Annotated in this window: 29 protein-coding genes; 22 read left to right on the top strand and 7 right to left on the bottom strand. The window is 58.3% G+C overall.

The window, feature by feature from the left end:
• Positions 1-76: 76 nt before the first annotated feature.
• The 3 genes from HFP51_RS00905 to HFP51_RS00895 are packed head-to-tail and all read left to right on the top strand — an operon-like array spanning position 77 to position 4,481.
• Entirely contained in the window at positions 77-2,620 is a 2,544-nt protein-coding gene (locus HFP51_RS00905; protein ID WP_255454737.1) for a penicillin-binding protein 1A, read from the top strand.
• 41 nt (positions 2,621-2,661) lie between these two features.
• Positions 2,662-3,789, top strand: coding sequence for a peptide chain release factor 2 (gene prfB / locus HFP51_RS00900; RefSeq protein WP_176873890.1), 1,128 nt, complete (start codon positions 2,662-2,664; stop codon positions 3,787-3,789).
• On the top strand, positions 3,789-4,481 hold the full coding sequence (locus tag HFP51_RS00895; protein WP_176873889.1) for a class I SAM-dependent methyltransferase: 693 nt from the start codon (positions 3,789-3,791) through the stop codon (positions 4,479-4,481). The genes prfB and HFP51_RS00895 overlap by 1 nt, the downstream gene beginning before the upstream one ends.
• A 211-nt stretch (positions 4,482-4,692) precedes the next feature.
• On the opposite strand, the gene HFP51_RS00890 is transcribed toward HFP51_RS00895, so the two are convergent.
• Positions 4,693-5,208 carry a hypothetical protein gene (locus HFP51_RS00890; RefSeq protein WP_176873888.1) on the bottom strand — a complete coding sequence of 172 codons (516 nt, stop codon included), beginning with the start codon at positions 5,206-5,208 and terminating at the stop codon, positions 4,693-4,695.
• A 226-nt stretch (positions 5,209-5,434) separates the two neighbouring features.
• On the opposite strand from HFP51_RS00890, the gene HFP51_RS00885 reads away from it, so the two are divergent.
• From HFP51_RS00885 to HFP51_RS00855, 7 genes are all read left to right on the top strand, one after another.
• Entirely contained in the window at positions 5,435-5,968 is a 534-nt protein-coding gene (locus HFP51_RS00885; protein WP_176873887.1) for a response regulator transcription factor, read from the top strand.
• A gap of 72 nt (positions 5,969-6,040) precedes the next feature.
• On the top strand, positions 6,041-6,382 hold the full coding sequence (locus tag HFP51_RS00880) for a hypothetical protein (RefSeq protein ID WP_176873886.1): 342 nt from the start codon (positions 6,041-6,043) through the stop codon (positions 6,380-6,382).
• A gap of 60 nt (positions 6,383-6,442) precedes the next feature.
• On the top strand, positions 6,443-6,874 hold the full coding sequence (locus HFP51_RS00875) for a hypothetical protein (protein WP_176873885.1): 432 nt from the start codon (positions 6,443-6,445) through the stop codon (positions 6,872-6,874).
• Entirely contained in the window at positions 6,787-7,455 is a 669-nt protein-coding gene (locus tag HFP51_RS00870; protein ID WP_176873884.1) for a RadC family protein, read from the top strand. Before HFP51_RS00875 ends, HFP51_RS00870 begins: the two co-directional genes overlap by 88 nt.
• The gene (locus tag HFP51_RS00865; RefSeq protein WP_176873883.1) at positions 7,452-7,814 is read left to right on the top strand and encodes a MarR family winged helix-turn-helix transcriptional regulator; all 363 of its coding nucleotides are present in this window, start codon (positions 7,452-7,454) and stop codon (positions 7,812-7,814) included. The genes HFP51_RS00870 and HFP51_RS00865 overlap by 4 nt, the downstream gene beginning before the upstream one ends.
• A 115-nt stretch (positions 7,815-7,929) precedes the next feature.
• Positions 7,930-8,655, top strand: coding sequence for an SDR family NAD(P)-dependent oxidoreductase (locus HFP51_RS00860; protein WP_176873882.1), 726 nt, complete (start codon positions 7,930-7,932; stop codon positions 8,653-8,655).
• A gap of 34 nt (positions 8,656-8,689) precedes the next feature.
• Positions 8,690-9,538, top strand: coding sequence for a TauD/TfdA family dioxygenase (locus tag HFP51_RS00855; RefSeq protein WP_176873881.1), 849 nt, complete (start codon positions 8,690-8,692; stop codon positions 9,536-9,538).
• Here the strand turns inward: HFP51_RS00855 and HFP51_RS00850 are convergent.
• Positions 9,535-9,888 carry a hypothetical protein gene (locus HFP51_RS00850; protein ID WP_176873880.1) on the bottom strand — a complete coding sequence of 118 codons (354 nt, stop codon included), beginning with the start codon at positions 9,886-9,888 and terminating at the stop codon, positions 9,535-9,537. The two genes, HFP51_RS00855 and HFP51_RS00850, sit on opposite strands and share 4 nt — an antisense overlap.
• Before the next feature lie 150 nt (positions 9,889-10,038).
• Between HFP51_RS00850 and HFP51_RS00845 the strand changes: the two genes are divergently transcribed.
• The gene (locus tag HFP51_RS00845; protein WP_176873879.1) at positions 10,039-10,830 is read left to right on the top strand and encodes an enoyl-CoA hydratase/isomerase family protein; all 792 of its coding nucleotides are present in this window, start codon (positions 10,039-10,041) and stop codon (positions 10,828-10,830) included.
• Between the two features lie 3 nt (positions 10,831-10,833).
• Here HFP51_RS00845 and HFP51_RS00840 read toward each other — a convergent pair whose 3' ends face one another.
• Positions 10,834-11,220 carry a JAB domain-containing protein gene (locus HFP51_RS00840; protein WP_176873878.1) on the bottom strand — a complete coding sequence of 129 codons (387 nt, stop codon included), beginning with the start codon at positions 11,218-11,220 and terminating at the stop codon, positions 10,834-10,836.
• Positions 11,221-11,409: 189 nt separating this feature from the next.
• Between HFP51_RS00840 and HFP51_RS00835 the strand changes: the two genes are divergently transcribed.
• The 10 genes from HFP51_RS00835 (at position 11,410) to nikE (ending at position 22,226) form a co-directional block, all read left to right on the top strand.
• Positions 11,410-12,204, top strand: coding sequence for a thymidylate synthase (locus HFP51_RS00835; protein ID WP_304622208.1), 795 nt, complete (start codon positions 11,410-11,412; stop codon positions 12,202-12,204).
• On the top strand, positions 12,201-12,689 hold the full coding sequence (locus HFP51_RS00830; RefSeq protein WP_255454736.1) for a dihydrofolate reductase: 489 nt from the start codon (positions 12,201-12,203) through the stop codon (positions 12,687-12,689). The genes HFP51_RS00835 and HFP51_RS00830 overlap by 4 nt, the downstream gene beginning before the upstream one ends.
• Entirely contained in the window at positions 12,686-13,855 is a 1,170-nt protein-coding gene (locus HFP51_RS00825) for a dipeptidase (protein ID WP_176873877.1), read from the top strand. Before HFP51_RS00830 ends, HFP51_RS00825 begins: the two co-directional genes overlap by 4 nt.
• A 56-nt stretch (positions 13,856-13,911) precedes the next feature.
• Positions 13,912-14,847 carry a bifunctional riboflavin kinase/FAD synthetase gene (locus tag HFP51_RS00820; RefSeq protein ID WP_176873876.1) on the top strand — a complete coding sequence of 312 codons (936 nt, stop codon included), beginning with the start codon at positions 13,912-13,914 and terminating at the stop codon, positions 14,845-14,847.
• 280 nt (positions 14,848-15,127) lie between these two features.
• Entirely contained in the window at positions 15,128-17,974 is a 2,847-nt protein-coding gene (ileS, locus tag HFP51_RS00815) for an isoleucine--tRNA ligase (RefSeq protein WP_176873875.1), read from the top strand.
• A gap of 51 nt (positions 17,975-18,025) precedes the next feature.
• Positions 18,026-18,541: a signal peptidase II gene (gene lspA, locus HFP51_RS00810; protein WP_176873874.1), complete on the top strand. Its 516-nt coding sequence runs from the start codon at positions 18,026-18,028 to the stop codon at positions 18,539-18,541.
• Positions 18,541-18,954, top strand: a complete 414-nt coding sequence (locus HFP51_RS00805) for a DUF3035 domain-containing protein (RefSeq protein WP_176873873.1) — start codon at positions 18,541-18,543, stop codon at positions 18,952-18,954. Before lspA ends, HFP51_RS00805 begins: the two co-directional genes overlap by 1 nt.
• A gap of 10 nt (positions 18,955-18,964) precedes the next feature.
• A complete protein-coding gene (locus HFP51_RS00800; protein ID WP_176873872.1) occupies positions 18,965-19,888 on the top strand; it encodes an ABC transporter permease in 924 nt (307 codons plus the stop codon).
• A complete protein-coding gene (locus tag HFP51_RS00795; RefSeq protein ID WP_176873871.1) occupies positions 19,885-20,676 on the top strand; it encodes an ABC transporter permease in 792 nt (263 codons plus the stop codon). Before HFP51_RS00800 ends, HFP51_RS00795 begins: the two co-directional genes overlap by 4 nt.
• Positions 20,673-22,226 carry an ABC transporter ATP-binding protein gene (gene nikE, locus HFP51_RS00790; protein WP_176873870.1) on the top strand — a complete coding sequence of 518 codons (1,554 nt, stop codon included), beginning with the start codon at positions 20,673-20,675 and terminating at the stop codon, positions 22,224-22,226. The genes HFP51_RS00795 and nikE overlap by 4 nt, the downstream gene beginning before the upstream one ends.
• On the opposite strand, the gene HFP51_RS00785 is transcribed toward nikE, so the two are convergent.
• On the bottom strand, positions 22,216-22,923 hold the full coding sequence (locus HFP51_RS00785) for a TorF family putative porin (RefSeq protein ID WP_176873869.1): 708 nt from the start codon (positions 22,921-22,923) through the stop codon (positions 22,216-22,218). The two genes, nikE and HFP51_RS00785, sit on opposite strands and share 11 nt — an antisense overlap.
• Before the next feature lie 263 nt (positions 22,924-23,186).
• Here HFP51_RS00785 and HFP51_RS00780 point away from each other — a divergent pair, with 263 nt between their 5' ends.
• Complete coding sequence (locus HFP51_RS00780; RefSeq protein WP_176873868.1) at positions 23,187-23,528, top strand: hypothetical protein; 342 nt, start codon at positions 23,187-23,189, stop codon at positions 23,526-23,528.
• Here HFP51_RS00780 and HFP51_RS00775 read toward each other — a convergent pair.
• From HFP51_RS00775 to sseA, 3 genes are read right to left on the bottom strand one after another with little or no spacing between them, the layout of a single operon-like run.
• Positions 23,525-24,862: a mechanosensitive ion channel family protein gene (locus HFP51_RS00775; protein ID WP_255454734.1), complete on the bottom strand. Its 1,338-nt coding sequence runs from the start codon at positions 24,860-24,862 to the stop codon at positions 23,525-23,527. The genes HFP51_RS00780 and HFP51_RS00775 overlap by 4 nt on opposite strands.
• Entirely contained in the window at positions 24,850-26,094 is a 1,245-nt protein-coding gene (gene metC / locus HFP51_RS00770; RefSeq protein ID WP_176873867.1) for a cystathionine beta-lyase, read from the bottom strand. Before metC ends, HFP51_RS00775 begins: the two co-directional genes overlap by 13 nt.
• A complete protein-coding gene (sseA, locus tag HFP51_RS00765; protein WP_176873866.1) occupies positions 26,049-26,894 on the bottom strand; it encodes a 3-mercaptopyruvate sulfurtransferase in 846 nt (281 codons plus the stop codon). Before sseA ends, metC begins: the two co-directional genes overlap by 46 nt.
• Positions 26,895-26,958 lie beyond the last annotated feature (64 nt).

Below are 26,958 nucleotides of genomic sequence, written 5' to 3'. Positions count from 1 at the left end.
TGGCGAAATATCATTAGTCGCACCCGCACAAAAACCGGCTGGCATCGCTAACCAAAGCTGGTAAACCGTCCCCGGAATGACGGACACCCCTGAAATGACGGCCGATGACGCCGATGTGACGATGAAGCTGCGCCGCGAGGCGACTGGCTTTGGCGCTGGATTGCGGCGCATATTGGGCAAAAGGCGCTATCGCTGGCCGCTATACATGCTGATTCTAACGCTCATTGCGTTGATCGCCTTCTGGTTCACGTTCATGCGCGACCTGCCGTCCACCGATACGCTGCTCGATTACGAACCCGCTCTGCCGACCTTTGTTCGCGACGTGAATGGTGAGCCGGTGCAGAGTTTCGCGCGCGAGCGGCGGGTCGAGCTGGCGTTCGAGGAATATCCGCCCGAACTGATCCGGGCCTTTCTGGCGGCCGAAGATGCCTCCTTCTTTTCGCATGGCGGTCTCGATTATCCGGGGCTCGCAGCGGCCGTATTCGACTATGTGACCAAGATCGGTTCCGGTGAGCGCGCGCGCGGTGGTTCGACCATCACCCAACAGGTTGCCAAAAACCTGCTGCTGACTGACGAATATTCGATCACCCGCAAAATCCGTGAGGCGATCCTCGCCACTCGGATCGAAGCTGCGCTCAGCAAGGAGCGCATCCTCGAACTTTACCTCAATCAGATCTTCCTCGGGCGCAACGCCTATGGTGTACAGGCGGCAGCCCGTGCGTATTTCGACAAGGATGTGGCTGAGCTGGAACTGCATGAGGCTGCGTTCCTTGCCGGGCTTCCCCAGGCCCCCTCGCGCTACAATCCCACAACCAATCCTGACGCCGCCCTCGAGCGACGCAATCTCGTCCTGCGCCTGATGCGTAACAATGACTGGATCGACGAAGCGACATATGATGCGACCCGCGCCATGCCACTGGGCGTGACCCGGACATCGCAATCGGTCACCGACAATGTCGACGGCTATTATATGGAAGAGGTTCGCCGGATCCTGGTCGACAGTTTTGGGCAGGATGCGGAAGACGGGCCGTACGGGATCTATTCGGGCGGCCTTTGGGTGCGCACCTCCTATGACCCCGACATGCAAACCAGCACGGAAAATGCATTGCGGGCAGGGCTTTTGCGGTTCGATCGCGGACGCCCTTGGTCAGGGCCCGTGGCGACAATCCCGATGGACGATGGCGAATGGCGATCGCGCCTTGCCAGTGCCAATCTTTCGGTTGGTTATGAAGACTGGCGCGTGGCGGTGGTCCTTTCCAAGGACGGCAACGCAGCGCAGATCGGTTTTTCAGATGGCGAAACAGCCACCCTCCCCCGTTCACTCGCGTCGGTTGCACGCGTCGGGGGCGGCACGGCCTTCTCGACGATGCAGCCCGGCGACATCATTACCGTGCGACCGAACGGCACCAATTACGCACTGGCTAAAGTACCGGACATCTCCGGCGGAATGGTCGTTGAAGATGTAAGAACGGGCCGGGTTTACGCCATGCAGGGTGGCTTCAGCCAAAGCCTCGAACCCTTTAACCGCGCGACCCAGGCAGAGCGCCAGCCGGGTTCAAGCATCAAGCCCTTCGTTTATGCCGCAGCGCTTGAGAACGGGATGACGCCAGCCTCGATCATCGTCGACGGCCCTTTCTGCGTCTATCAGGGCGCGGCCCTCGGCCGAAAATGTTTCCGCAACTCTGGCGGCGGGGTCGCCGGACCGCAGACTTTGCGCTGGGGCCTTGAGCAATCACGCAATCTCATGACTGTCCGGGCCGCCTCAGAAACCGGCATGGAGAATGTTGTCGAACTGATCGAGAATGCCGGAATCGGCCAGCATGAACCCTTCCTCTCCACGTCGCTCGGCGCCGGTGACACGACGGTGCTGCGTTTGGTCAACGCTTATGGCATGCTGGCCAATCATGGCCGCGATGTCGGACCGTCGCTAATCGATTATGTCCAAAACCGTCGTGGTGAAGTGATCTATCCGGCCAACTGGAGCGCCTGCGAAGGCTGTAATGCAGATGATTGGGATGGGGAGCAGATGCCGCGCCCACCGGTTCCCGGCCGCCAAGTACTCGATGCGATGACGGCATTCCAGATGGTGCACATCCTGCAAGGCGTCGTACAGCGCGGTACCGCCACGCTGCTGCGCGATCTTGGCCATCCGATCTTCGGCAAGACAGGAACGACAACGGGCCCGACCAATGTCTGGTTTGTCGGAGGCACTCAGAACATCGTTGCCGGCGTCTATCTTGGTTATGACCGGCAGGCCCGCAGCATTGGCTTTGGCGCTGGTGGCACCCTGGCCGCACCGATATTCCGCCAGTTCATGCGCGAAACGCTTGAAGGCCAGGAAGTCATGCCCTTCCGCGCTCCGCGCGGCATGCGGATGGTCCGCATCGATCGCCGCACTGGCCGCCGGGTCTTTGGTGGCTGGCCAAGCTCTGATCCGCGTAGCGCGATTATCTGGGAAGCATTCCGGCCGGATAGCGAACCGACCCGCACGATCCGTCGCGATGTCGTGGCACGCCGTCCGGTTCGAGCGGTTCTGCCTGAAGAAGCCCAGAATACGGTCGAAGTCGATGCACCGCGCAACGACAGCGAATTCTTGCAATCCGAGGGCGGGATTTACTAACTCACCGCCAAGTCCAATCCAGACGTGAATCGAGACTAGTCATGCGCGCCGAAGCGCAAGCCCATATTGACCAGATCAACCAGGCGGTGAACCTGCTGCGCCGGTTCCTCGACTGGGACGTCGCCAAGCAGCGGCTTGAGGAGCTCAACGCCAAGGTTGAGGATGCATCGCTTTGGGATGATCCCAAGGCTGCACGCGATGTCATGCGCGAGCGTGGCCGGCTCGACAGCGCAATGACGGCGGTACGCAAGATCAGCCAGGAGCGCGACGACGCGGTCGAGATGATTGAACTCGCTGAAGCCGAAGGCGATGATGGGCTGGTCGATGATGCCGTCGCGGCGCTGGCGACGCTCGCCGAGCGCGCGGAGCTCGACAAGACCGAAGCGTTGTTGGCCGGAGAAGCGGACGGCAATGATACCTATCTCGAAATTCACGCAGGTGCCGGCGGCACCGAGAGCCAAGACTGGGCCGAGATGCTGCAACGCATGTATCAGCGCTGGGCCGAGCGCCGTGGTTTCAAGGTCGAGATTGTCGACTATCATGCAGGTGAGCAGGCCGGCGTGAAGACGGTTACGCTGCTGCTCAAAGGCGAGAATGCCTATGGGTATGCGAAGACCGAAAGCGGCGTCCATCGCCTCGTTCGCATTTCACCCTATGATAGCTCCGCGCGCCGCCATACGAGCTTCTCCAGCGTCTGGGTCTATCCTGTTATCGACGAGGATATCGAGATCGATATCGTCGAAAGCGATTTGCGGGTCGATACGTATCGGGCATCCGGCGCAGGTGGGCAGCATGTGAATACAACCGACAGCGCGGTTCGCATTACCCATGAACCCACAGGTATTGTCGTCGCCTCGCAGACACAGCGATCCCAGCACAAGAACCGTGCCGAAGCGATGAGCATGCTCAAGGCCCGCTTGTACGAGGCCGAATTGCGGCGCCGCGAAGAAGAGGCAAATGCCGTCGAAGCAAGCAAAACCGATATCGGCTGGGGCAACCAGATCCGGTCTTATGTCCTCCAGCCCTATCAAATGGTGAAGGATCTGCGGACAGGCTATACCTCGTCCTCGCCATCCGATGTTCTCGATGGTGATCTCGACAAGTTCATGGCTGCGGCGCTATCCCAGCGTGTGACAGGGGAACAGGTTGAAGTTGAGGATATAGACTGATGCGGGCTGCTGCTTGCCTGATGTTATTGGTTACCGGAGGGTGCAACGTATTTGCGGGCGCCGATGATACCGGGTTCCCGCCAGCCGATCGCCCGGTGTCCGACATCACTGCCAGCCAATTCTCTGACGAGGAATCGCGCGATCGGGTCAACGAGGCCGAAACCGTGATGGACATGGCTGATATCGAGGCCGGAATGACCGTCGCCGATATCGGTGCCGGTAACGGCTATTACACGATCCGCCTTGCTCCGCGTGTCGGTGAAACCGGGCGAGTGCTGGCACAGGATGTTATCCCGGAAACGCGTGATCGACTGGCCGAGCGGGTTACCCGCGAGCAGCTCGACAATGTCAGCGTGCGTCTCGGTGAGTTTGCCGACCCCAAGCTGCCGGACGACAGCTTCGACCGGATCTTCATGATCCACATGTATCATGAGATCGAAAGCCCATATGAATTTCTCTGGAATATGCGGCCTGCCCTGCGCGAAGCTGGTCGGGTGGTTGTCGTCGATGCCGATAGGCCAACCAATCGCCACGGCACGCCCCCGGATTTGCTCAATTGCGAGTTTGAAGCGGTTGGCTATCGCCGGGTTGTCTATCGCGCGATGCCGGATATTGGCGGATATTTCGCAATGTTCGAACGGATCGGTGATCGCCCAGAGCCCGATGCGATTATCGCCTGCGGACAGGAGTAAACCAACTCCGGTTTGCATCGCCAAAGCAACGAAGCCAATCTAGGCAATTGGTACCAATCTGGTTCCAATAGATTGTTTTGTTAATCTAATTTCGCGCCAGCAGGTGTACCAATGGTCTTGTAAGGGGGCGCGGTTTATCACCCCCGTGCTAGAGTCCTAAAGCGCGCCCTCTTACTATCCAAACACGCATGAGTTCCGATTTTCCGAAGGATTAGTGCCGTTCGTATCCGGCCGGTGCGGTGGTCTCCAGGGTCAACAATAATGTGACTGTCGACGGATCTTGCTGGTCATTTTCGACCGGAAGATCGCTGGTAACTGTGTGATAGCTGAACAGCATCGTCACGCCGTCTGGCAGCGTAACCTCTGTTGCACGGGCGACAATATCTTCGCGCGCATAGCCTTCTGACAGATTGTGGTCATAGACGACAACTGTCCCTCCGCAGCACTCATACCGATAATGGCCGTCGACAAAACGCAGCGACGAGGTTGCACCGCCAACCGGCACGAATTCGCCACTATCTTCCTCAAACACATCGACCATTTCACCGTAAACTACCGTCGCCCGTTGTCCGTTTCGCTGGATCCAGCCAGGCGTGACATCCTCCGGAATGGCCAGTGGATACTGGTCAATATCAACTATTATGGTGTTATCATCGGTTTGACAAAGCCCGGCATCGGGCAGGGCTGACACCGCCATGGCGGAGATTGAATAGAGGATCATGCGCATGGCAAATTCCTTTGTAATTCAATCGCCTTATACCGATTCTTCGCGGTGAATTGTCATCGAAAGGTGCCAGATTGGCGCCTTCGCTTGATACGTATCAAATACATATGCACAGAAATATCTACATCGAAACGATGTAAATTCGCGCCATTATGGTGTATGAATGATGAAACGGGGGGGAGCTCAGTTATGTGTTGCGTCCGACCGCTTGCCCCCCGGTGAGAAACATATGACGGCGGATAAACACTCTATTGACCAATTGTCGGCGGGCCAGCGCGATTGCCTGCGCCTTGTCTATCAACATAAATCCTCCAAAGAAATTGCCCGCGAACTCGACATATCTCCGCATACTGTCGATCAGCGCCTGCGCGTTGCGATGCGCAAACTGGGCGTCGAGAGCCGCAAGAAAGCGGCGCTTATGTTTGCGACGGCCAGCGACGAAATGTCATATCAATCATTGAGATATCAATCGCCGCAGATTGCCGCGGCCATCCCTGCCCCACATGATCGTGTCCGCAACGATCGAGCGAAAGAGAGTGGAGCAAAGGTTGAACATGTCCTGCGAGAACAACAGCAACCCTTTACCGTGTTCTCCGATGCCAAGGCATCAAACTCCAAGCTTTCGCTCCCGGGAATGGGGGGACGAGGCAATGACCTGACTATTTTGGAGAAGCTGGCCTGGATCGTGGGTATATCCTTCGCTGCCGCGCTTTCTTACGGCGCCATCATTTCAGGCCTCGAGGCACTTTCGCGGTACAGCTAACACCGCGGGTTCAATCACAATTTTAACGGGAAATACCGTGCAGACGTTCGTCTGCGCCGTAGGAGAATTATTATGCGCAAACAGAGAATCGAAGCAGCCGAAAAAGTCGCTGAAAAGCTTTTCGAAGCAGAAAATGCTGTCGACCAGGCAATCATTCGGGCCGCTGAACTGGCGGCCAGCATTCCTACTGCGCGTACCGAGGCAGGTCTCTCTGCTATTGTCGGGCAGGATGCCCTGGACGAAGTCGTCAAGACGCTCCCCGCCCTCGTCGCTGGACGCAAAGCGCTCGTCGAGACCCATAATCAGCTGGAGCGCACCAAGACGCAAATCGGCCTGCGAAAAGTGGCTTTTGGTACGCCGAATGGCAAACCGCCAGCCCATACGATCCTGCGGGCAGTAGAAGACGCCGCTTAAGGTATAGGATGGCCCAGCGGGCAGGTTGACCCCCCATGGCTTCTATGTTCGGATCATTGAATGATTTGGCAATTCGCCACGATCGCCGCCTTGGTTGCTTGTTGCGGCTATGCGCTGGGTTTCGGCGGCACGACCGAACGGGTCGGTGCGGCAATGATGGTCGCCGCGCTGTCCCTGACATCACTGGCCCTATATCTGTTCGGAACATTCTATCAGACGGCCGATGTCGCGATCATTCTCATCGACGTGGCGCTTTTGGCGGGCCTGATCGCCCTCGCCCTGTTTTCAGACCGTTCCTGGCCGCTATGGGCCTCGGCCTTTCACATGGTGGGAACCGTGACGCACATGGCGTTACTCGGCAACGCGGTTATCGCGCCGATCGCGTATGCTCATACACTGGGCCTTTGGTACTATCTGACTCTGCTCTCGCTCCTCATCGGAACGATAAATTACCATCGCGCGACCCGCGCCCTGAACCGCAAGCAACCTTAAGCGGACTGCTTGAATTCATCAGTCCGGCGTCAGCCGACCATCTCGCCGAGAAACTACTCGATGAATTCGGTTCGCTGCCCGGGATAATCGGTGCGGAGCAGTTCCGGCTTGAGGCTATCGACGATGTCCCCGATGCCGCGTTAAGGCTACTCACCTTGGTGGGGGATGCCTTCCGCCAATCCTTGTCGAGCCAGATTTCCAATCGACCGATCCTGTCGAGCTCAGTTGACCTGATGGACTATCTGCGCGCGACAATCGGCTATTGGCGAACAGAATGTTTCCGCGTTCTGTTTTTGGACACGCAAAATCATCTGATCCGTGACGAAATCCTGCAACTGGGATCGGTCTCCAAGGTCGTCGTTGATCCGCGCAGGATATTGGCGCAAGCGTTGCGGCTCGATGCCACGGCCCTGATTCTGGTGCACAATCATCCATCCGGCATCTGTCAGCCCAGTGCTGCGGACATCGCCGTCACCGAATGTTTGGCCGAAAGTGCCGCCCTGTTCGACATCGCTATCCATGATCACCTGATTGTCGCGGCCGATGGCTGTGCCAGCCTGAAATCGCTGGGTATTCTATGAACGAGATATTCGCCCCACCCCAAAGCTCCAGCTTGCCGGTGTCGCTGGAAACCAAACTGCGCGAAGAAATTTCCGAACGCGACCGGCGCGCGCAGCTTTTTGGCGAAAAAATGCTGCGGCACCCGATTTGGGAAATGCTGCTGCATCTCGGCTGTACGGAGTTTGACTCACGGCCGATCTCCGTCTCGAGCCTGTGCAACTTCATACATTGTCCGCAATCGACAGTACTCCGCTACATGCGCGATTTAGAGGAAGAAGGCGTGCTGCGGTTGCAACAAGATCCCACCGATCGCCGCCGGACCTTCGTATTTCTGACCGAGGAAACCAAGCAGCTCCTCTCGGAACATTTCAGCCAGTAAACGCCGCGCAATCTCCGTTTCTTCATCGGGCGATCTTCAGCGTATTTGCGGCGACGAACCACTCTCCTATCATGTGGCGCTCACACTGAGTCGTCCCATCATCAGGAGAAGCCCAATGCCCCAAGCAACCATCATACTCGGTGGCGGATCGATTGATGGCGTGGGCGGAGCCTTGGCCAAGCGCTTCGCGGAAGGCGGCCATCATGTGGTGTTTACCGGGCGTACTCTGGAAAAGGTCCGGGCCACGGCCGACGAGATAGCTGCAGGCGGCGGATCAATCGAGGCGATGCAGGTCGATGTCACCAAGGCAGAAGATCAAGACACGCTGTTCGCGCGGGCTGAGGAGCTCAGCGATATTGCCGCGGTTATCTACAATGCCGGCAATAACGCCATCATTCCATTTGAAGAGCTGACCGCAGAGGTTTTCGAGAATTTCTGGCGGATCTGCTGTTTCGGTGCATTCCTGACGGCCAAGCGGGCTGTGCCGCTGCTCAAGGCGCAGGGTAGCGGGAGCTTTCTGGTGACCGGTGCTTCGGGATCCATGCGGGGTAAGCCAAACTTCGCCCATTTTGCAGCGGCGAAGGGCGCGTTGCGCAATCTGCTGCAATCCTTGGCGCGCGAGTTTGGGCCGCAGGGCATCCATGTCGCGCATTTTGTGATCGATGGCGTGATTGACGGCGATCGGGTGCGATCGCGCTTCCCTGAATATCTCGAACAGATGGGCGATGACGGGTCGCTATCACCTGCTGCAATTGCCGAAGCCTTTTGGAACACGCATAACCAGCATCGCTCCGCCTGGTCGCATGAGGTTGAGCTCCGGCCGTTCAAGGAAAACTGGTAAGGCCGACCAGCAATACAGGCGAGAGGATTGATCCATGGGATTAGCGGTTGAACCAACCGGCGCGAGCTGCGGGGCATTCGTCACCGGGATCGATCTGAGCGAAGATCTGTCGGCAGACTGTATCGCCGAAATCCGCGCCCATTGGGTCCAGCATAAGGTTCTCGCTTTTCCTGATCAGCAATTGAGTGACGATGATCTGGAACGCATCACCCTCTATTTCGGTGAATTCGGAGACGACCCGTTTTTCGGTCATATCGAGGGTCATGAGCATATCGCCGCGATCCAGCGCAATGCCGATGAGAAGACACCGATTTTTGCCGAAATATTCCATTCCGACTGGAGCTTCATGGAGGTCCCGCCCGCCGGGACCATGCTCTATGGCATCACCATTCCACCCCATGGCGGAAACACGCTTTTTGCCGATCAAGTCGCCGCCTATGAGCGGTTGCCCGATACACTCCGCGACACGGCGGACGGATTGACCGCGATCCATTCCGCCCAGCGCGGCTATGCGCCCGGCGGCCTGTATGATGAGAGCGATCAGCAGTCCGGCCGCAGCATGAAAATCATTGCGAGCGAAAAAGCTTTCGAGACCTGCGAACATCCATTTGTCCGCACCCATCGCGAAAGCGGTGAGAAAGCTCTGTTCAGCTCCGCTGCGTACATCACCGGCTTTGCCGATATGCCAGAAGAGGAAAGCACCGCGCTCGTCGTCGAATTCTACGCGCATCAGAGCAGCGAAGCCGTCACCTATTCCCATCCCTGGCAAAAGGACATGCTGGTGATGTGGGACAATCGCTCCCTGCTCCACTCCGCAACGGGCGGCTATGACGGTTATGACCGGCTGCTCCACCGTACCACAATCGCTGACACCGAGTTTTAGGCAGGATCAGACCTTTCGTCGTCTAGCGGCATGATTATCGGACGATCCGGCAGTGTGATCTTCAATTGCCGTTCGATCGAATTGCGCGATGCGCTTCCTGACGCGGCAACTCCCTCCGCCATAATGAGCAATACCAATTGGGACGGAGCCGATCTTAGCGACCGAAAATGTTTTTCCATTTCCGGTCGAAAATCATGGGCAAATTGGCCCAACTGAACGTGCAAGCCAAGATTGTCCGGAACATGCCCTGTCGCTCGAAATTTCCGCCACTCAAGTGCAGCGAGATGAACGGCCGCATTGATATCGTCATCCAGCGAAGGATCATCGGTGCTGCGGGTGAATGGCCACATGATTGGAGCGTAACAATGTCCTACCGCTGGTTCAATCGAACAGCCTTGGGCCAAGCGTAGCTGCGTCCCCTCATTATCAACCGGAGTTGCAATGATTATCAGAGGCACTGCATAAGCAATTCAAACTATTCTTGAAAAAAGGAAAACCCGATGTCAGATCCCCTATTGTTGGAACGCCGGGATGCTGTTGCGATCATCTCGATCAATGATGCGCCCTATAACCGCATGTCGCTCGAATATATGGATCGGCTCGAAGAGCTGGTCGGTGAGCTGAGCGCTGATGACAGCGTTCGGGCAGTTGTCTTTACCGGCGAAGGCGATGACCATTTTTCGGTTGGCATGAATCTCAAACAGCTGCCAGCCGGCGTGAAAGCCAAGGGCAGTATCGACGGTGTATTCGATCAGCGCTGGCGGGTGCTCGACAAGATTGAACGGATGAACAAGCCGTGCATCGCGACCCTGTTCGGTTTCTGTTTGGGCGGCGGATTGGAGCTGCCCCTCGCCTGTCATTTTCGCTTGGCAGCCGAACAGGGTGCACAGATCGGATTACCGGAAATGGACTTGGGAACCGTGCCCGCCTGGGGTGGATCGGCGCGCCTGGCACGCTGCGTTGGCCGCGATCATGCGCTCGACCTGATCCTGCGCGCCAGGAAGATATCCGGGCCGGAAGCGCTGCGGATCGGATTGGTCAACGAGGTCTGGCCAAATGCCGAACTCAAGGACCGTGCCATCGCATTGGCCGAAGAGCTGGCCGCGATGCCGCGGCTCGCCGTTGCCGGTGTGATGGAATGCATCGTCGGCCATGAATCCAAATCGTTGCATGAATCGCTCGCCGATGAGCGCCGCGCGGTACACGCCAATATGGGTACGCCGGATGCGATGGAAGGGATGCGCGCCTTCATGGAAAAGCGGCGGCCCGTGTTCAACCAGGATCAAGGCTAGCCGTTACAGCCAGCCCAATACCCGAAAGCTGGTGGTCTTTTCATGCGTAAGAATGAGATGATCGTGAATGCGAATGCCGAGCGGACGAAGCAGCATTGCCAATGCGCGCGTTGTCTCAATATCCGCATCGCTCGGCCGTGGATCTCCGCTCGGATGATTATGCGCAATCACCAGGTCGTGCGCATCATGGGCCAGCGCATCGCCGACGATCTGGCGCAACGGCAAGTCGATGGCATCGGCCCCGCCGCACGTCTCGCTGATGGCAACTATCCGATCGGCTGCGCCGAGATGGGCGATGATTGCATGTTCGTGATCATGGTGGAGCAGCAAAGACGCGAAAAAATGATTATCATCAGCATTGTACCGGAACGGCGATAGAATAGCGCGCATCGACTAGCCCCTCATAGTCTAGCCCCCCCGGTCCCTAAATGAATAAGGGGTTCGCGCGGCGTTGATATCGTAACTTCGTCCAATTCGGTGTGAGTTTGGCGCGTCTGGTGAGGCGTGCGAAGCGACCATTCACATCGGAGGGAATTCTTCGGCTTGGCCCTGCCGGTTCGCTCGGCCATAAGGCGAGCCATGCAGCAATATCTCGATCTTATGCAGCGGATTCTCGACGATGGTGTCCGCCAGGAAGACCGGACCGGCGTCGGTACGCTCTCCGTCTTCGGTCATCAAATGCGGTTCGATCTGTCAACGGGCTTTCCGCTGCTGACCACAAAGAAACTCCATATCCGCTCTATCATTATCGAGCTGCTCTGGTTCCTGCGCGGCGATACCAATGTACGCTGGCTGCAGGATCGCAAGGTCAGCATCTGGAATGAATGGGCCGATGAGAATGGCGATCTGGGGCCGGTATACGGCAAACAGTGGCGCAACTGGATCGGGCCGGGCGGCGTGCACATCGATCAGATTGCCGATCTTGTCGAACAGATCAAAACCCATCCGGCGTCGCGCCGACAGATCGTATCGGCGTGGAACCCGACCGATGTGCCGAACATGGCGCTGCCGCCCTGCCACTGCCTGTTCCAGACCCATGTCGCCGACGGTCGCCTGTCGCTGCAGCTCTATCAACGCAGCTGCGATGTCTTCCTCGGCGTGCCGTTCAACATCGCCAGCTATGCGCTGCTGACCCATATGCTCGCCCAGCAATGCGGGCTTGAGGTCGGCGACTTCATCTGGACCGGCGGCGATTGCCACCTTTATTCGAACCATCTCGATCAGGTGAACACCCAGCTCAGCCGCACACCAGGGCCGCTGCCCCAGCTGCATATCCTGCGTGATCCGGGCAGTATCGACGGCTATGAATATGAGGATTTCGAGATCATCGGCTATGAAGCCGCGCCGCATATTTCAGCGCCGGTGGCAGTGTGAAGATCATCTTCCATCTGGCCCGTGCCGATAACGGTGTGATCGGGAAAGATGGTCGCCTGCCCTGGCGGATTTCCGCCGACCTCAAACGCTTCAAGGCGAACACCATGGGCAAACCCATGATCATGGGGCGGCGAACATTTGAAAGCTTTCCCAGTCCACTGCCCGGTCGTCGGCATATTGTGCTGACGCGCTCACGCGATTGGGATCCCGAAGGCGCCGAGATTGCCCATTCGAAGGCCGACGCGCTGGCCATGGTCGGCGATGATGTCGAGGAGGTCGCGATTATCGGCGGCGCAGAAATATACTCTCTTTTCCTAGACATAGCCGATCGGATCGAGTTAACCGAGGTGCATGTCGAACCCGAAGGCGATACGCATATCGCCGCTTTTGACGCGGATATCTGGGCCGAGACCACCCGCCAGGACCATCCTGCCGAAGGAGACAGCCCAGCCTATAGCTTTGTTACATTGGAGCGCCATCCATGATCCGCAAAATCCTGATCGTCCTGCTTATCCTTGTCGGCGCGGCCGCCGCACTGTTCTTCACGCTCGGACCAATCTGGATCGAACGGGATATGAACAAGCGGGCCGATGTCGAACTGCCCGCTATCTCGGAAGCCGCCGAGGCGCTGCATGAGCGGCTGATTATTGCCGATCTGCACAGCGATACGCTGCTCTGGAAGCGCAACATGCTGAACCGCGCCACGCGCGGCCATATGGACTTGCCGCGGTTGCAGGAAGGCAATGTGGCGCTGCAGGTCTTCTCGTCAGTGACTAAATCTCCGGCCGGCCAGAATTATGATTCCAATTCTGCCGACAGCGACAATATTACCTTGCTTGCGATCGGCCAGCTCCAGCCGATCCGGACCTGGACATCGCTCGTCGAGCGCTCGCTCTATCATGCCGAAAAGATGGAATATGCCGAGGCGAACAGCGAAGGTGCGCTCAGAATTGTTCGCAGCCGGGCGGATATTGATGCGCTGCTCGCTGACCGACAACGCGGCGATCCGGTGATCGGTGCGATGCTCTCGATCGAGGGTCTCCACAATTTAGAAGGCGATGCGGATAATTTCGATCGCCTGTTCGATGCCGGCTTCCGCATGGCGAGCCCCACCCACTTCTTCGACAATGAGCTGGGCGGCTCGATGCATGGCCTGGAAAAAGGCGGGCTCACCGATTTCGGTCGTGAGATCATCCAGCGGATGGAGGCGAGCGGCATGATCGTCGATATCGCCCATGCCAGCCCGGCAATGGTCGATGAGATCCTCGCCATGGCCACCCGGCCCGTTGTTTCCAGCCATGGCGGCGTCCAGGCAGTATGCGAGGTCAATCGCAACCTCACCGACGATCAGATTACCGCAGTCGCGGCAACCGATGGCGTAATCGGTATCGGCTATTGGGACGGCGCGATCTGCTCCTATGAACCCGATGATGTCGTCGCCTCGATCCTCCATGTGCGAGACCTTGTCGGCATCCGCCATGTCGGGCTGGGTTCCGATTATGACGGCTCGACAACCGTCGGCTTCGATACCAGCGAGCTAGCCGTCGTCACGCAATTGCTGATGGATGCGGGGCTGAGCGAAGGCGAGATTGCCCAGGTGATGGGTGGCAACACGATCCGCCTGCTGCGTGACGGGCTTCCCGCGCGCTGATCCGGGCATGACAGCGCCGCATTGCCGCACCTGTCCGGCTTGCCTATAGCCATCCCATGCAGCGGCTTTTCCACCGTGATAGCGTGCCCGACGAGCTTCGCGGCGGTGTTATCGCACTCGGCAATTTTGACGGATTTCATCGCGGTCATCAGGCCGTGGTCGGACGCGCGGTCCATCATGCCGATGATGACAAACGACCGATAATCGTTGCGACCTTCGACCCCCACCCGGTGCGCCATTTCCAACCCGATGCCCCGCCCTTCCGCCTGACCACGCTCGACCAGCGCCAGGCTCTGTTTGCGGACGCCGGGGCCCAGGCGATGATGGTGTTCGAATTCGGCCCGGAACTCGCCGGAACGACGGCTGAGGATTTTGTCGAAGAGATTTTGCTCAACCGCTTTGGTGTAGCGGGCGTCGTGACCGGCAATGATTTCGTCTTTGGCAAGGGCCGCAAGGGCGATGTCGTGATGCTCGCCGAATATGCAAAATCGCATGGGTTTTTCACGGAGATCGCAGCGCCGGTGAACGAAGATGAAATGATCATCTCCTCAAGCCGCATTCGCGACGCGATCAAGGCCGGCGACTGCGAAACCGCCGCTCACCTGCTAACCCGCCCGTTCACGATTGAGGGTGTAGTCGAGCACGGTTCCAAGAACGGTCGCAAGCTTGGTTACCCGACGGCAAACATCCAGCTGGGCAGCTATATCCGGCCCAAATATGGGATTTATGCGGTGCGCGGACGCTTGCCGGATGGTCGCACGCTCAACGGTGCCGCCAATATCGGTATTCGCCCCAGCTTCGATCCACCCATTGAACTGTTGGAGCCCTATTTCTTCGACTTCTCCGACGATCTCTATGGCCAGACAATCGAGGTCGAACTGATCAGCTTCATCCGCGAAGAGGCCAAATTTGACGATCTCGAAGCGCTGAAAGCGCAAATGGCCGATGACTGCGCCGAAGCCGAACGCCGCCTCACACAGCATATTATGTGAATACAGATGTGCTCCGGCGCAGGCCGGAGCCTAGGCCCGCCCTGTCAGGATAGTCGGAACCGTATCGACTGGGCTCCGGCCTGCGCCGGAGCACGGGTCGCTAGCAATCTTCTGTCATGCTAAACGTGTTTCAGCATCCACCAGTCCAGCCGCAACGCGGTCACAGCCTGAAAAGTGGACCCTGAAACAAGTTCAGGGTGACGAGATGAAATGGTCGACCACAGCATCCGGGGGCGAAAACCGCTAGACGCCCCGGCCCTTCCCCCTTACATCGCCCCAAATGTCCGAAAAGCCCGACTATAAAGACACGGTTTTCCTGCCGAAGACCGACTTCCCAATGAAGGCGGGGCTCGCCAATAAAGAGCCCGGCATCCTTGCGTCCTGGGAAGAGCAGGATCTCTATGGAAAACTGCGGGAAACTCGCAGGGGCCGCGAAAAGTTCATCCTCCATGATGGCCCGCCCTATGCGAACGGCAATATCCATATCGGGCATTCGTTGAACAAGATCCTCAAGGACCTTGTCGTGCGCAGCCAATCGCTGCTCGGCAAGGATGCGCCTTATGTGCCGGGCTGGGATTGCCATGGCCTGCCGATCGAATGGAAGATCGAGGAACAATATCGCAAGAAGAAGCGGAACAAGGATGAAGTTCCGGCCGCCGAATTCCGTGCCGAATGCCGCGACTATGCAGCCAATTGGGTCGATGTGCAGCGCGAGGAATTCAAGCGCCTCGGTGTGATGGGCGAATGGGACAAACCCTATCTGACAATGGACTTCGACGCCGAAGCGGTGATCGTCGAGGAGTTCCTCAAATTCGCCGAAAGCGGCCAGCTCTATCGCGGCGCAAAGCCGGTGATGTGGAGCCCGGTCGAAAAGACCGCGCTCGCCGAAGCCGAAGTCGAATATGCCGATATCCAGTCGACCCAGATCGATGTTGCGTTCGAGATCACCGAGAGTCCGATCGAGGAACTGGTTTGCGCCCATGCCGTCATCTGGACGACAACGCCGTGGACGATCCCGGTCAACCAGGCGATCGCCTTTGGTGAGGATGTTGAATATGTGGCGGTCGAATTCGCAAACACAGGCCTTGCAACACCAGGTGATGAGGGTGTTCACTTTTTTGGAGCCGATAGCGAGTTCAGACTAGTTGTCGCATTGGAGCTCTTAGATCAGGTCGAGGCTAGACTGGGTCACGGCTGGCAAAAAGACCGCACGCTCAAAACGTTCAAGGGTTCCGACCTCGCCGGCACCATCGCCCGCCACCCGATGCATCATCTCGGCGGTTTCTTCGCGAATCCCCGCCCGTTTATCGCGGCCGATCACGTCACAACCGATGCTGGTAGCGGCCTTGTCCATATGGCGCCCGATCATGGCGAAGAGGATTTCTTTGCCTGTAAGGAGCATGGCATCGATCCGGTATTCGCTGTCGACGATGATGGTGTCTATCGCGAGGACTGGCTCTGGCTGCCACGCGGCGACGAACGCGCGGGCAATGTCATCAACAAGCGCTTCAATTCCTCGGAAGGCCCGATCTGTTCGGACTTGCGCGAAGCAGGCGCCCTGCTCTCCGCGTCCGACGATTTCGCCCATAGCTATCCGCATAGCTGGCGATCCAAGGCCAAAGTCATCTATCGCTGCACGCCGCAATGGTTTGTACGCATGGATGAGGCGCTAGAGAGCGGTAAAACGCTACGCGACACCGCGCTCGAAGAGATAGATTCAACACGCTTCATCCCGCGCCGCGGCCATCGCCGGTTGCGCTCGATGGTTGAGGGACGGCCAGACTGGGTCCTCTCGCGCCAACGCGCCTGGGGTGTTCCGATCACTGTCTATGTCGACAAGCAAGGCAATTATCTGAACGATCCCGAGGTCAATGCGCGGATCGTTGCAGCCGTGCGCGAAGGCGGGGCAGATGCCTGGTTCGCAGCGGATCATCAGGCGCTGCTCGGCAATGCATACAGCCTTGATGATTATGAGATCGTCACGGATATCCTCGACGTCTGGTTCGACAGCGGATCGACCCATGCCTTTGTCCTGGAGAGCGACAATTGGCCGGACATTGATTCGCCGGCCAATCTCTATCTCGAAGGTTCCGACCAGCATCGCGGATGGTTCCAGTCGAGCCTGCTGGAAAGCTGCGGAACGCGCGGCCGCGCGCCGTACAAGGAAGTGCTCACGCACGGCATGACGCTGGATGCCAAGGGCCTGAAAATGTCGAAGAGCATCGGCAACACGCTCGACCCGCAAAAGATCATCAATGTGAATGGTGCGGATATCCTGCGCCTCTGGGCGGCGACGGTCGATTATACAGAAGACCATCGGATCGGCGATGAGATCATCAAGGGCGTCACCGATATGTATCGCAAGCTGCGCAACAGCTTCCGCTACATGCTCGGCGGCCTGTCCGACTATGACGCCGAGGCTGAACAGGTGGCGACGGCCGATCTGCCAGAACTCGAACGCTATGTGCTGCATCTGCTGGCTGAGCTCGACGCATCACTCAGAGACGCGGTGAATGACTATTCCTTCACCCGCTATGTCCGCGCGCTCACAGACTTTGCCAATGAGGACATGTCGGCCTTCTTCTTCGATATCCGCAAGGATTGTTTATATTGTGATGTTGGAGAATCTCTGCCATCAGGGTCTGCGAAGAGACAGGCCTATCGCACTGTTCTTGATACACTTTTCCACGCTTTGGTTCGCTATGCATCGCCGATCCTGTGCTTCACCAGCGAGGAAGTTTGGAAGACCCGCTATCCCGATGCCGGGTCAATCCATCTGGAAGAATGGCCGGAGATCGACGCAAGCTGGCGCGATGAAGCGCTCGGCGAAAAATGGGCAAAGATCCGCGCAGCTCGCGAGCAAGTGACCGAAGCCATCGAGCCGCTGCGCCGCGAGAAGGTAATCCGGTCGAGCCTTGAAGCCGAAGTGACGATGCCGAAACTGGATGAGATGGATGCCGAGGACTTTACCGAAATCTGCATCGTTGCCGACACGCGCTATGATGGCGATGCGGTCGAGATCAACAAGACCGAGCATCACAAATGCGGCCGGTGCTGGCGCCTGCTTCCCGATGTGGAAGAGGATGGTGCACTGTGCGGACGCTGTGCCGAGGCGATCAATGCCTGAGCTGCGCGACTCCCGACCAGTGTCAACTAGTGTCAACCAAATGGTGGCCGAATGAGCGCTGATTCCACTTCCCGTCGGCCGCAATTTTTCGGCTATATTCTCGCGGCGACGATTTTCGTCGTCGACCAGATCTCGAAATATTGGATCATCACGCTGCTGCAACTGCCTCAGCGCGGGCAAATCGAACTTTTGTCGATCCTCAATTTTACCTGGGTAGAGAATCGCGGCGTATCACTTGGCATGCTAACGGCCTCATCGGATACGCAGCGTTGGCTGTTGGTTGCGCTAACTGGCGCAATTTCAATCGGTGTGGCGATCTGGATATGGCGCGAAAAGCGCGGCGGAGACGTGTTGGCGCTCGGCATGGTGCTGGGCGGCGCGATCGGCAACCTCACCGATCGGATCCGCTACGGCTATGTCGCGGATTTCATCGATTTACATTTTGGCGACTTTCAACCCTTTTTGGTCTTCAATGTCGCGGACGCGTCGATTACCATTGGGGTTGTGATTTTGGTGTTGCGGGCTTTTCTGCTACGCGACAAGCCTGAACCGGCGGAGACAGAGTAATGCGTAAAGTAATGGTAGCGACGAGCCTGGTTGTGATGGGCGCAAGCCTATCGGCGTGCAGCCTTTTTAGCGGTAGCCGGGACCGGCCGGACGAGTTTCTCGTGTCACGGTCTGCACCGCTTGTGATCCCGCCTGATTTCGCACTCACACCGCCGCGCCCCGGTGAACCAGCCGCTCGCGGTGCCGATTCGAGCACCCAAGCGCTGCAGGCCATGTTCGGCGGACCAGCGCCGCGCAGTGCTGCGGAAGCTGCCTTGGTCAACCAAGCCGATCCGGAATCGGCCCGTCCCGGTATTCGCAGCAATGTTGGTGATCCGGAAACCCAGGCTGTCGATTATGGGTCAACGACCCGCGATATCCTGAACGCGCCGGAAGGCGATGCCCCCGAAGCAACGGTTTCCACCCCGCAATAGGTGACATCGGATGCGGGCATTATTGGTCCGCCGCCTGCTCACTGCGATACCGACCTTGCTCGGCGTCGTTATCCTGTCTTTCATATTGATGCGGCTCGCCCCCGGCGGTCCCTTTGATGGCGAACGGGCATTAGACGAAGATACCCGCGCTGCGCTGGATGCGGCTTATGGCCTGGATCTGCCGCTCGGCGAACAGATCGCTCTGTACATCGGCCGCCTCCTCCAGGGCGATTTCGGGCCGAGCCTGGTCTATCGCGACTTCACCGTCAGCGAACTGATTGCCCAGGGCTTGCCGGTATCGCTGACGATCGGTGGTCTGGCCCTGATCCTCGCCTGCGTCCTTGGCATTGGCGGTGGGCTATGGGCAGCGGTTCGCGCCGGGCGGTGGCAAGACGAGGCGATCATGGGCCTTGCGACGCTGCTAACGGCCTTACCCGTTTTTGTGACCGGACCGCTATTCGTGTTGATCTTTGCCCTGGGCTTGGGCTGGCTTCCGGTTTCCGGCTGGGAACCCGGCAACCCAAGCTATCTGGTCCTGCCGGTGATCGCATTGGCCCTGCCTTTTGCCGGGGCCATCGCCAAGCTGACGCGGGCCGGACTCGCCAAGGCATTGAATGAGGATCATGTGCGCACCGCGCGGGCGCGGGGTCTGTCTGAACGCACGGTGATCCGGCGTCATGCGCTGCGTCCCGCTCTGGTTCCCGTGGCCAGTTATCTGGGGCCAGCCGCTGCTGGTTTGCTAACCGGCGCGGTGATCATCGAGACGGTCTTCGCGCTTCCCGGCCTTGGTCGCTATTTCGTTCAGGGTGCCCTCAATCGCGACTATCCGCTCGTTCTGGGTGTGGTGACGCTTTATGCGGGGCTGATCATCCTCTTCAATCTTGTCGCCGATCTGATCTATGGCTGGCTCGACCCCAGGATGCGCGCTGAATGAGTGCCTCGCGCATCTGTCTAGCGATTGTTGGCGTTATCGCGCTAATGGCCCTGATTGTGCCTCCACTTCTACCTTGGAGCCACAGCGCGATCGATTGGGATGCAGTTCGCGCGCCCCTATTTGAACCCGGCCACCTGTTCGGCACGGACACCGTCGGGCGAGACTTGCTCGCACGCACATTGATGGGCACGCGCGTGACACTGGCCGTGGCATTGGCGGCGGCGGCTGTCGCGCTGGTCATCGGAACCGCCTGGGGCGCGGTCGCGGGCTGGATCGGTGGCCGGACCGACGAAATCATGATGCGGATCGTGGACGGCCTTTATGCCCTCCCCTTTATGTTCGTCGTCATCTTGTTGATGGTCGTATTCGGGCGATCGATCATTCTGGTCTTTGTCGGCATCGGTGCGGTCGAATGGTTGACCATGGCGCGGGTGGTGCGCGGCCAGGTTATTGCCCTGAAACAAAGGTCGTTCGTGACTGCGGCAGAAGCTGCAGGCGCTCCTGCCTCGCGCATATTGAGTGGCCATATCTTGCCCAATGTTGCCGGCGTCGCACTTGCCTATTTGCTGCTGACAGTTCCCCAGGTTGTAATGGTTGAGAGCTTTCTCTCTTTCCTTGGTCTTGGTGTGCAGGAACCTCTGACCTCGCTTGGCATATTGGTGAAGGAAGGGGCAGACGATATGGACCTGCAGCCGCATGCTCTTCTCATTCCGGGCGGTATGCTGGTTTTGATCATCGTCTGCCTGACGATTGCCGGCGAACGGCTGCGCGACAGGCTCTCGCAATGACCCGTTACGCGGTCAGCAATCTGCATGTCGCAATTGGCGGCACGCCAGTCGTAAATGACGTCAGCTTTACAGTCGCCAGTGGCGAATGCGTCGCGCTCGTGGGTGCGTCGGGTTCGGGCAAAAGCCAGACCTGCCTCGCGCCTTTCGGGCTTTCGCCAGGTGTTGCTCAAGGGTCAGCGCAGCTCGACGGGACTGAGTTGATTGGCGCGGCGTCTGATGATCTCCGCCGGATCAGAGGGCGGGCGGTTGGCTTTGTGTTCCAGCAACCGCTGACCGCACTGACACCGCATATGACAATCGGAGCACAGCTTGCCGAGGCGTGGCAGCGGGGTGGGCAACCCAAGCCGGAGCAGGACGCGATGGTGGCGGCGCTGGAGCGGGTTGGGATCGAAAATCCCGATGAAAGTCTCGACCAGTTTCCGCACAGGCTTTCGGGCGGGCAGCGGCAGCGGGCCTTGATTGCGATGGCGATCGCGCATCGCCCCAAGCTGCTGATTGCCGATGAGCCGACGAGCGCGTTGGATGCGGAGCTTCGCGTCGAGATCATGGCGCTGTTGGACAGGCTACGCCGCGAAGAGGATATGGCGCTGCTGCTGGTAAGCCATGATCTGGCGGCGGTCGGCGATCACGCCGACAGGGTCGTTATGCTGCGCGACGGACAGGTAGAGGAGACGGGCCCCGCGCTGGGCCTGCTCTCCAAACCGCAGAGCGAATATGGCCAGGCACTGGTTGCCGCCACACCGCGCTTGAGCGACCCGCCCCTTACACTTCCGACCACTGGCGAAACGCTGCTACAAGCGCGCGATATCAGCGTCTCCTTCCCGCGCCCCGGCTTTCGCAAAGGCCGCGTGGACGCCGTGCGCCGCGCGTCACTCCGTATTGCGGCAGGCGAAGCGCTTGCCGTGGTCGGCGGGTCAGGATCCGGCAAATCGACGCTTGGCCGCGCAATCGCCCGGCTCGGTCCGATCGATAGCGGCGATGTCGAATGGTGCGGCGAAGCGCTCCCCAACCGCAAACAGATGACCCCGGCTCATCGCCGCCGCATTCAACCCGTCTTCCAGGACCCGACAGCGAGCCTCGATCCGCAATGGCGGGTTTCGGACATTGTAGCCGAACCACTCCGCCATCTGCGCGCCGACCTTGCGACAGCCGATCGAACCGCGCTCGTCGAACAGGCATTGCGAGAGGTTGATCTGCCGACAGACTTTGCCGATCGCCTGCCCCGCCAGCTCTCAGGCGGTCAGGCGCAGCGCGTTGCAATCGCCCGCGCGCTGGTTGCCGAGCCCGATATGCTGATGCTTGATGAGGCCGCCTCTGCGCTTGATGTCCTGGTTGCCGGACAAATTCTCGCCTTGCTCGAGACGCTGCAGAAGGAGCGAAAGCTGGCCTTGTTATTCATTACGCACGATCTCGCTGTTGCCAAACAGCTTTGCCATCGGATTGCGGTAATGCATCATGGCGAGATCATTGAAGAAGGGCCGACGGAGCAAGTGATTGCCACGCCGGCCCATCCGGTAACTCAGAAAATGGTGGCCGCGACTAGAAGCTGACACCCAGCGTACCGACCACGGCACCATCCGTGCCCGGGCCATCGACGGCCGTCGAAACATAGGCCACGCCTACTGACAGGATACCAAAAGCGGCTTCCGCGCTCAGGCCCCAATCCCAATAATCCCCATCCGGATCGACCGAGAGGCTGCCGTCAGTATAGCCGAGATGTCCACCGACCGAGATCGGCGTACCCGGAATGCCGATGCCGACATCGGTGTAGATATAGAGATTGTCATCATTGCCGATCGAATTCTGGCTCGGTGCCCAGGCCACGCCCGTCGTCACTTCCGCCGGTCCAAGCGTATAGGAAAGCGATGCATAAGGCTCAATATAGTCCGCATCGCCGACATTGCCGTTCGGATAGAGATAGGCGAGCACGCCGACGTCAAGCTCAAGACCCGACGTGATCTCACCGGACCAGCCCGCATAAATGTCCAGCTCGGTGTGACCGAATACCGGGCTGTCCTCGATCGAAGAGGCCCAGGTGCCGACATAAAATCCGCTATCATGTTCGATATCGATACCGCCCTGGATTGCGATATCTTCATCGGAGAAGGAAACGCCGCGAAAGCGGTAATCGGTGACGAGCGCAGCATTGCCGGACACGCTGAACCCACCCCCCAGTTCATTCGCCATTGCAGGAGTGGCCAGTGCAGAACTCGCAACGAGTGCCAGGCCGAGAATTGAGATGCGCATAGTATGTCCTTTGTTAGTTCGAATATGTTCCTATTCGTCCCTGCGCACTCCCCAATCTCTATTCCCGCAGGCCGGACCGATGAAGCGTTGTGATGTAATGATGCATATTCTCGCACCTGCACACAATGATATTTCACCGAAAATTGTGAATCGATAGGATTATGTTGCTGCAGTGCAACATGATTGGTGCGCTGCGATAGGGTTAGGCAAATATTAGCGGCTTTGCGCAATGATGGCTGGCAACCACCCAGACAGGACTTGGAATGACCGCACATAGCCGCCTTGCCGAGACGCCATACCGGACCACAGATATGGACCGCATCCCCCAGCTTTACGCTGTTCTGGGTGTCATTGAGCAAATTGCGCCTGGCCGTGATCAGGCGATCAGAATTCCAGAAGAGAGTGACCTACGACGCGCCTATGAACAGAGTTCGGGTATTGCCAAACACGGTTTTGGTCGCACCGCCGAGGAAACCATTGCCGCGGCTACGATTGGTGCAAAGGCACTTATCGGAAAAGGCGATAATGCGGGCGCCGCAGCTGAACAGCTTTCCAGCCATCTGCGTTCCCAGATTATTCAGCTGTCTCGATTCGTCGGAATCTAATTTTCTGAAGGTTCGGGCGGTTCAGCCACTTCGATTTTCGCACCGTCCTTGACGGCCTCTGCCATACCGCTCGGCCAATCCTTGATATGCAGATCGCGCTGCGGGAACGGGATCTCGATGTCATGCTCTTTGAACTTGTTCCACACGCGGACATAGATATCGCCACGCACATTACCGACGCCACCTTCAGGATCCTTGATCCAAATGCGCAGTTCGTAGTTCACCGATGAATCGCCGAATTCCACAATCCAACAGCGCGGCAAAGGATTGTTGAGCACGCGATTGCTCTCTGTGGCCGCCTCCAGCATCAACTTGTGCGCCAGATCGAGATCAGCGCCATAGGACACGCCAATCGGAATATTAACCCGGACTTCAAGGCTGGAATAGGACCAGTTCTCCACCTCTTCCGTCATCAGGATTTCGTTCGGAATCAAATGTTCCTTGCCGTCGCGCGTGATGATCGAGACGGCGCGAATTCCGATCTTGTTGACCCAGCCGAAACTGTCGCCAACCGCAATCACATCCCCTGGTTTGATGGATCGATCCATCAGCAAAATGATACCGGCAATCAGGTTACCGATCGTCTTCTGCATGCCAAAGCCAATGGCGAGGCCAAAGGCGCCACCGAAGAATGCCAGGGCCGTCAGATCAATCCCGAGGATATCGATGCCGACAAAGAAGGCGACAACGATGATCACGATCATCGCCAGCTTGTCCGCCAATAGCTTTTGCGCCGGATCGAGCGCCGAAGACCGCTGGATCGAATGGCTGACAACCCGGCGGACAATACGAACAATAGCGAACAATATCAGCCCGGTAATTGCGATCGTCAGCAGGCCCAGCAGCGATATGCGCGTATCGCCGACGTCGACGCCAATGCGATCCAGGACCAGCGTAACCCGTTCCAGCCCGCCCACGGCATTGGACAGGATGAGGGCGAAAGTGAACACCGCAGCAGCCAGACCAATCCAGCGAGCAAAGCCAGTCGCACGAATGATATGCCACATCATATATGCGGCACACAGGCCCCAGCCAGCGCCGATAATCAGGTCGGTATAGGTCCACCAATCATAGGCGAAGAATGCCACGGCCAACACGATCGATACCGATGCGTGATAGATGATCTTGATTATCCGATCGGCCAGGCCTTCGGCGCGTTCGCCGGCCACGCGTTCCCAAAATCCCTTCAGATGACGTCCTGACAGTCGACTGATTATCCAGCCGAGCGCCATGCCGATGCCGACAATGGTAAAGCCGATCATCGTGGCCAACCAGTTAAGATCATCCGGTAGCGGGATGCCCCAACTGGTGAGAAGTGCAATTATCTCTTGCATGCAGCCTTCTCGTATCTTTCTAGGCCCTTCGCAAGGTCGGCTATCAGGTCATCGGGATCTTCCAGGCCAATATTGAGTCGGATAACCGGACCAGCCGCCTGCCAGCTGGTCGCCGTCCGATCCGGCGCTGGGTCTACCGGCAGGGCCAGGCTCTCATATCCGCCCCAGCTATAGCCTATGCCAAACAGCTCAAGATCGTCGATCAGAGCGGCAATTGCCGCCTCATCACCGCCATTCATCACGAAAGAGAATAATCCGGCCGTACCTGAAAAATCGCGTCGCCAATACTCGTGCCCCGGGCACTCGGGTAATGCCGGATGCAGCACCGAGGCGACCTGCGGTTGTTCGGCCAGCCAGCGCCCAACAGCGAGGCCGCCTTCCTCGTGTTGTCGCATGCGTACATCGAGTGTGCGTAAGCCACGCAGGGCCAGATAGGCATCGTCGGGCGAGACCACCTGACCCAGCCTCTGCGCCGTGCGACGGAGCCGCGTCCAATATTTTTCATGCGTGGTGACCGAACCGATCATTACGTCGGAATGGCCGACTATATATTTGGTGCTGGCGAGGATCGAAATATCAACGCCAAGCTCAATCGCCTGAAGGAAATAGGAAGCGGCCCAAGTATTATCGAGCAAGGTTACAATGCCATGCTCCTTGGCCACCGCGCATATAGCCGGGATGTCCTGTACCTCGAATGTCAGGCTGCCGGGACTTTCCATCATGATAGCGCGCGTCTTGTCACAGATCAGATCCGCGATCCCGGCCCCGATCATCGGATCATAATAGCGGGTTTCGACACCCCATTGCTTGAGGAAAGCATTGGCGTAGGAGCGCGTCGGATCATAGCTGCTATCCGCCATCAGCAGCACGTCACCAGGGCGAAGAACCGACAGCAACGCACAGGCAATGGCTGCGACACCGGACGGGAACAACATGGTACCATGTGCCCCAGGCTCCATCTCGGTCAGCGCTTCCGACAAGGCCCATTGCGTAGGCGATCCGCGGCGGCCGTAAAAGAAACGGCCGTCTTCGTTATTCTTCAATCCGGCGCGAAGATCGGCGACTGTATCGTAAAGATGCGTGCTGGCGCGCCAGACGGGCGGATTGACGACGGCGCCCGTCCACTCTTTCCGCCGACCGCCGGTTACGAGCCGGGTCGGCAGCTTTTTATCCGAATTTCCGCCGCTCACGCGGCTCCCGTCGCTTTTTCGGTGTCGGCCTGGCTGCCCCATTCGGCCCAGCTGCCATCATAAAGCGCGACATCGGTTTTGCCGAGAAGCTTCGCACCGAACAGCAAGACCGCAGCGGTCGTACCTCCGCCGCAGGTGGTGACCATCGGCTTTTCAAGATCAACTCCGGCTGCGTCGAATGCCGCGCTCAGATCGTCGCCACGCTTCCAGGTGCCGTCATCATTGAACAAAGTTGAATGCGGGACATTTTTCGATCCGGGAATATGGCCGGCAGCGATATCCGGACGCGGTTCCGGGCTGGAGCCAGCGAAGCGCTCAGCCGGTCGTGCATCGACAATCTCGGTATCGCTCGACCCGACAAGCGCCTTCATATCGTCCAAGCTGCGCACGGCGCTATCATCGTGGAACGGGGTAAAGTGCCGGTGGCGGACTTGTTGCTTGCCTTGTTCGACGCTGTTGCCTTCCGCTTTCCATTTGGCGAGGCCGCCATCGAGGATCGCAACATTGTGCGCACCGAAAACATCCTTTGTCATCCACCATGCGCGAGCAGCGCTGTGCAGTGGCGAATTGTCATAAATCACAATGCGGCTGCCATCGCCTATTCCCAGCGACTGCATCCGGCTGGCAAATTTCTCGGCCGATGGAAGCATGCCGGGAATCGGGTTCGATGTATCGCGCACTTCATCCAGATCCATGAACACGGCGCCAGGAATATGTTCAAAGCCATGCTCGGCTTTGGCGTCGCGCCCGGAATCCGGAAGAAACTGAGTCGCATCGATAATATGCAAATCGCTGGCGCCGATTTCTCCGGCGAGCCATTCAGTCGAGACGAGCATGTCCATTAGCGCTTTTCCTGCCTTGAGTGTCGAGTCCCCTGACCATTAGCTTTGGCCAATCGCCTAGTCG

It is taken from the genome of Parasphingopyxis sp. CP4, assembly GCF_013378055.1.
In the GTDB taxonomy this organism is placed as follows: Bacteria; Pseudomonadota; Alphaproteobacteria; order Sphingomonadales; family Sphingomonadaceae; genus Parasphingopyxis.
The sequence above is the reverse complement of the archived record's forward strand: the minus strand, read 5'-3'. Positions and strand labels throughout refer to the sequence as shown.

What these genes read in the sequence shown, in the direction of transcription:
- HFP51_RS00905 (WP_255454737.1), top strand. Translation starts at nt 77, where the DNA reads ATGACGGACACCCCTGAAATGACGGCCGATGACGCCGATGTGACGATG.
- prfB (WP_176873890.1), top strand. Translation starts at nt 2,662, where the DNA reads ATGCGCGCCGAAGCGCAAGCCCATATTGACCAGATCAACCAGGCGGTG.
- HFP51_RS00895 (WP_176873889.1), top strand. Translation starts at nt 3,789, where the DNA reads ATGCGGGCTGCTGCTTGCCTGATGTTATTGGTTACCGGAGGGTGCAAC.
- HFP51_RS00890 (WP_176873888.1), bottom strand. Translation starts at nt 5,208, where the DNA reads ATGCGCATGATCCTCTATTCAATCTCCGCCATGGCGGTGTCAGCCCTG.
- HFP51_RS00885 (WP_176873887.1), top strand. Translation starts at nt 5,435, where the DNA reads ATGACGGCGGATAAACACTCTATTGACCAATTGTCGGCGGGCCAGCGC.
- HFP51_RS00880 (WP_176873886.1), top strand. Translation starts at nt 6,041, where the DNA reads ATGCGCAAACAGAGAATCGAAGCAGCCGAAAAAGTCGCTGAAAAGCTT.
- HFP51_RS00875 (WP_176873885.1), top strand. Translation starts at nt 6,443, where the DNA reads ATGATTTGGCAATTCGCCACGATCGCCGCCTTGGTTGCTTGTTGCGGC.
- HFP51_RS00865 (WP_176873883.1), top strand. Translation starts at nt 7,452, where the DNA reads ATGAACGAGATATTCGCCCCACCCCAAAGCTCCAGCTTGCCGGTGTCG.
- HFP51_RS00860 (WP_176873882.1), top strand. Translation starts at nt 7,930, where the DNA reads ATGCCCCAAGCAACCATCATACTCGGTGGCGGATCGATTGATGGCGTG.
- HFP51_RS00855 (WP_176873881.1), top strand. Translation starts at nt 8,690, where the DNA reads ATGGGATTAGCGGTTGAACCAACCGGCGCGAGCTGCGGGGCATTCGTC.
- HFP51_RS00850 (WP_176873880.1), bottom strand. Translation starts at nt 9,888, where the DNA reads ATGTGGCCATTCACCCGCAGCACCGATGATCCTTCGCTGGATGACGAT.
- HFP51_RS00845 (WP_176873879.1), top strand. Translation starts at nt 10,039, where the DNA reads ATGTCAGATCCCCTATTGTTGGAACGCCGGGATGCTGTTGCGATCATC.
- HFP51_RS00840 (WP_176873878.1), bottom strand. Translation starts at nt 11,220, where the DNA reads ATGCGCGCTATTCTATCGCCGTTCCGGTACAATGCTGATGATAATCAT.
- HFP51_RS00835 (WP_304622208.1), top strand. Translation starts at nt 11,410, where the DNA reads ATGCAGCAATATCTCGATCTTATGCAGCGGATTCTCGACGATGGTGTC.
- HFP51_RS00825 (WP_176873877.1), top strand. Translation starts at nt 12,686, where the DNA reads ATGATCCGCAAAATCCTGATCGTCCTGCTTATCCTTGTCGGCGCGGCC.
- HFP51_RS00820 (WP_176873876.1), top strand. Translation starts at nt 13,912, where the DNA reads ATGCAGCGGCTTTTCCACCGTGATAGCGTGCCCGACGAGCTTCGCGGC.
- ileS (WP_176873875.1), top strand. Translation starts at nt 15,128, where the DNA reads ATGTCCGAAAAGCCCGACTATAAAGACACGGTTTTCCTGCCGAAGACC.
- lspA (WP_176873874.1), top strand. Translation starts at nt 18,026, where the DNA reads ATGAGCGCTGATTCCACTTCCCGTCGGCCGCAATTTTTCGGCTATATT.
- HFP51_RS00805 (WP_176873873.1), top strand. Translation starts at nt 18,541, where the DNA reads ATGCGTAAAGTAATGGTAGCGACGAGCCTGGTTGTGATGGGCGCAAGC.
- HFP51_RS00800 (WP_176873872.1), top strand. Translation starts at nt 18,965, where the DNA reads ATGCGGGCATTATTGGTCCGCCGCCTGCTCACTGCGATACCGACCTTG.
- HFP51_RS00795 (WP_176873871.1), top strand. Translation starts at nt 19,885, where the DNA reads ATGAGTGCCTCGCGCATCTGTCTAGCGATTGTTGGCGTTATCGCGCTA.
- nikE (WP_176873870.1), top strand. Translation starts at nt 20,673, where the DNA reads ATGACCCGTTACGCGGTCAGCAATCTGCATGTCGCAATTGGCGGCACG.
- HFP51_RS00785 (WP_176873869.1), bottom strand. Translation starts at nt 22,923, where the DNA reads ATGCGCATCTCAATTCTCGGCCTGGCACTCGTTGCGAGTTCTGCACTG.
- HFP51_RS00780 (WP_176873868.1), top strand. Translation starts at nt 23,187, where the DNA reads ATGACCGCACATAGCCGCCTTGCCGAGACGCCATACCGGACCACAGAT.
- HFP51_RS00775 (WP_255454734.1), bottom strand. Translation starts at nt 24,862, where the DNA reads ATGCAAGAGATAATTGCACTTCTCACCAGTTGGGGCATCCCGCTACCG.
- metC (WP_176873867.1), bottom strand. Translation starts at nt 26,094, where the DNA reads ATGGGGCAGCCAGGCCGACACCGAAAAAGCGACGGGAGCCGCGTGAGC.
- sseA (WP_176873866.1), bottom strand. Translation starts at nt 26,894, where the DNA reads ATGGACATGCTCGTCTCGACTGAATGGCTCGCCGGAGAAATCGGCGCC.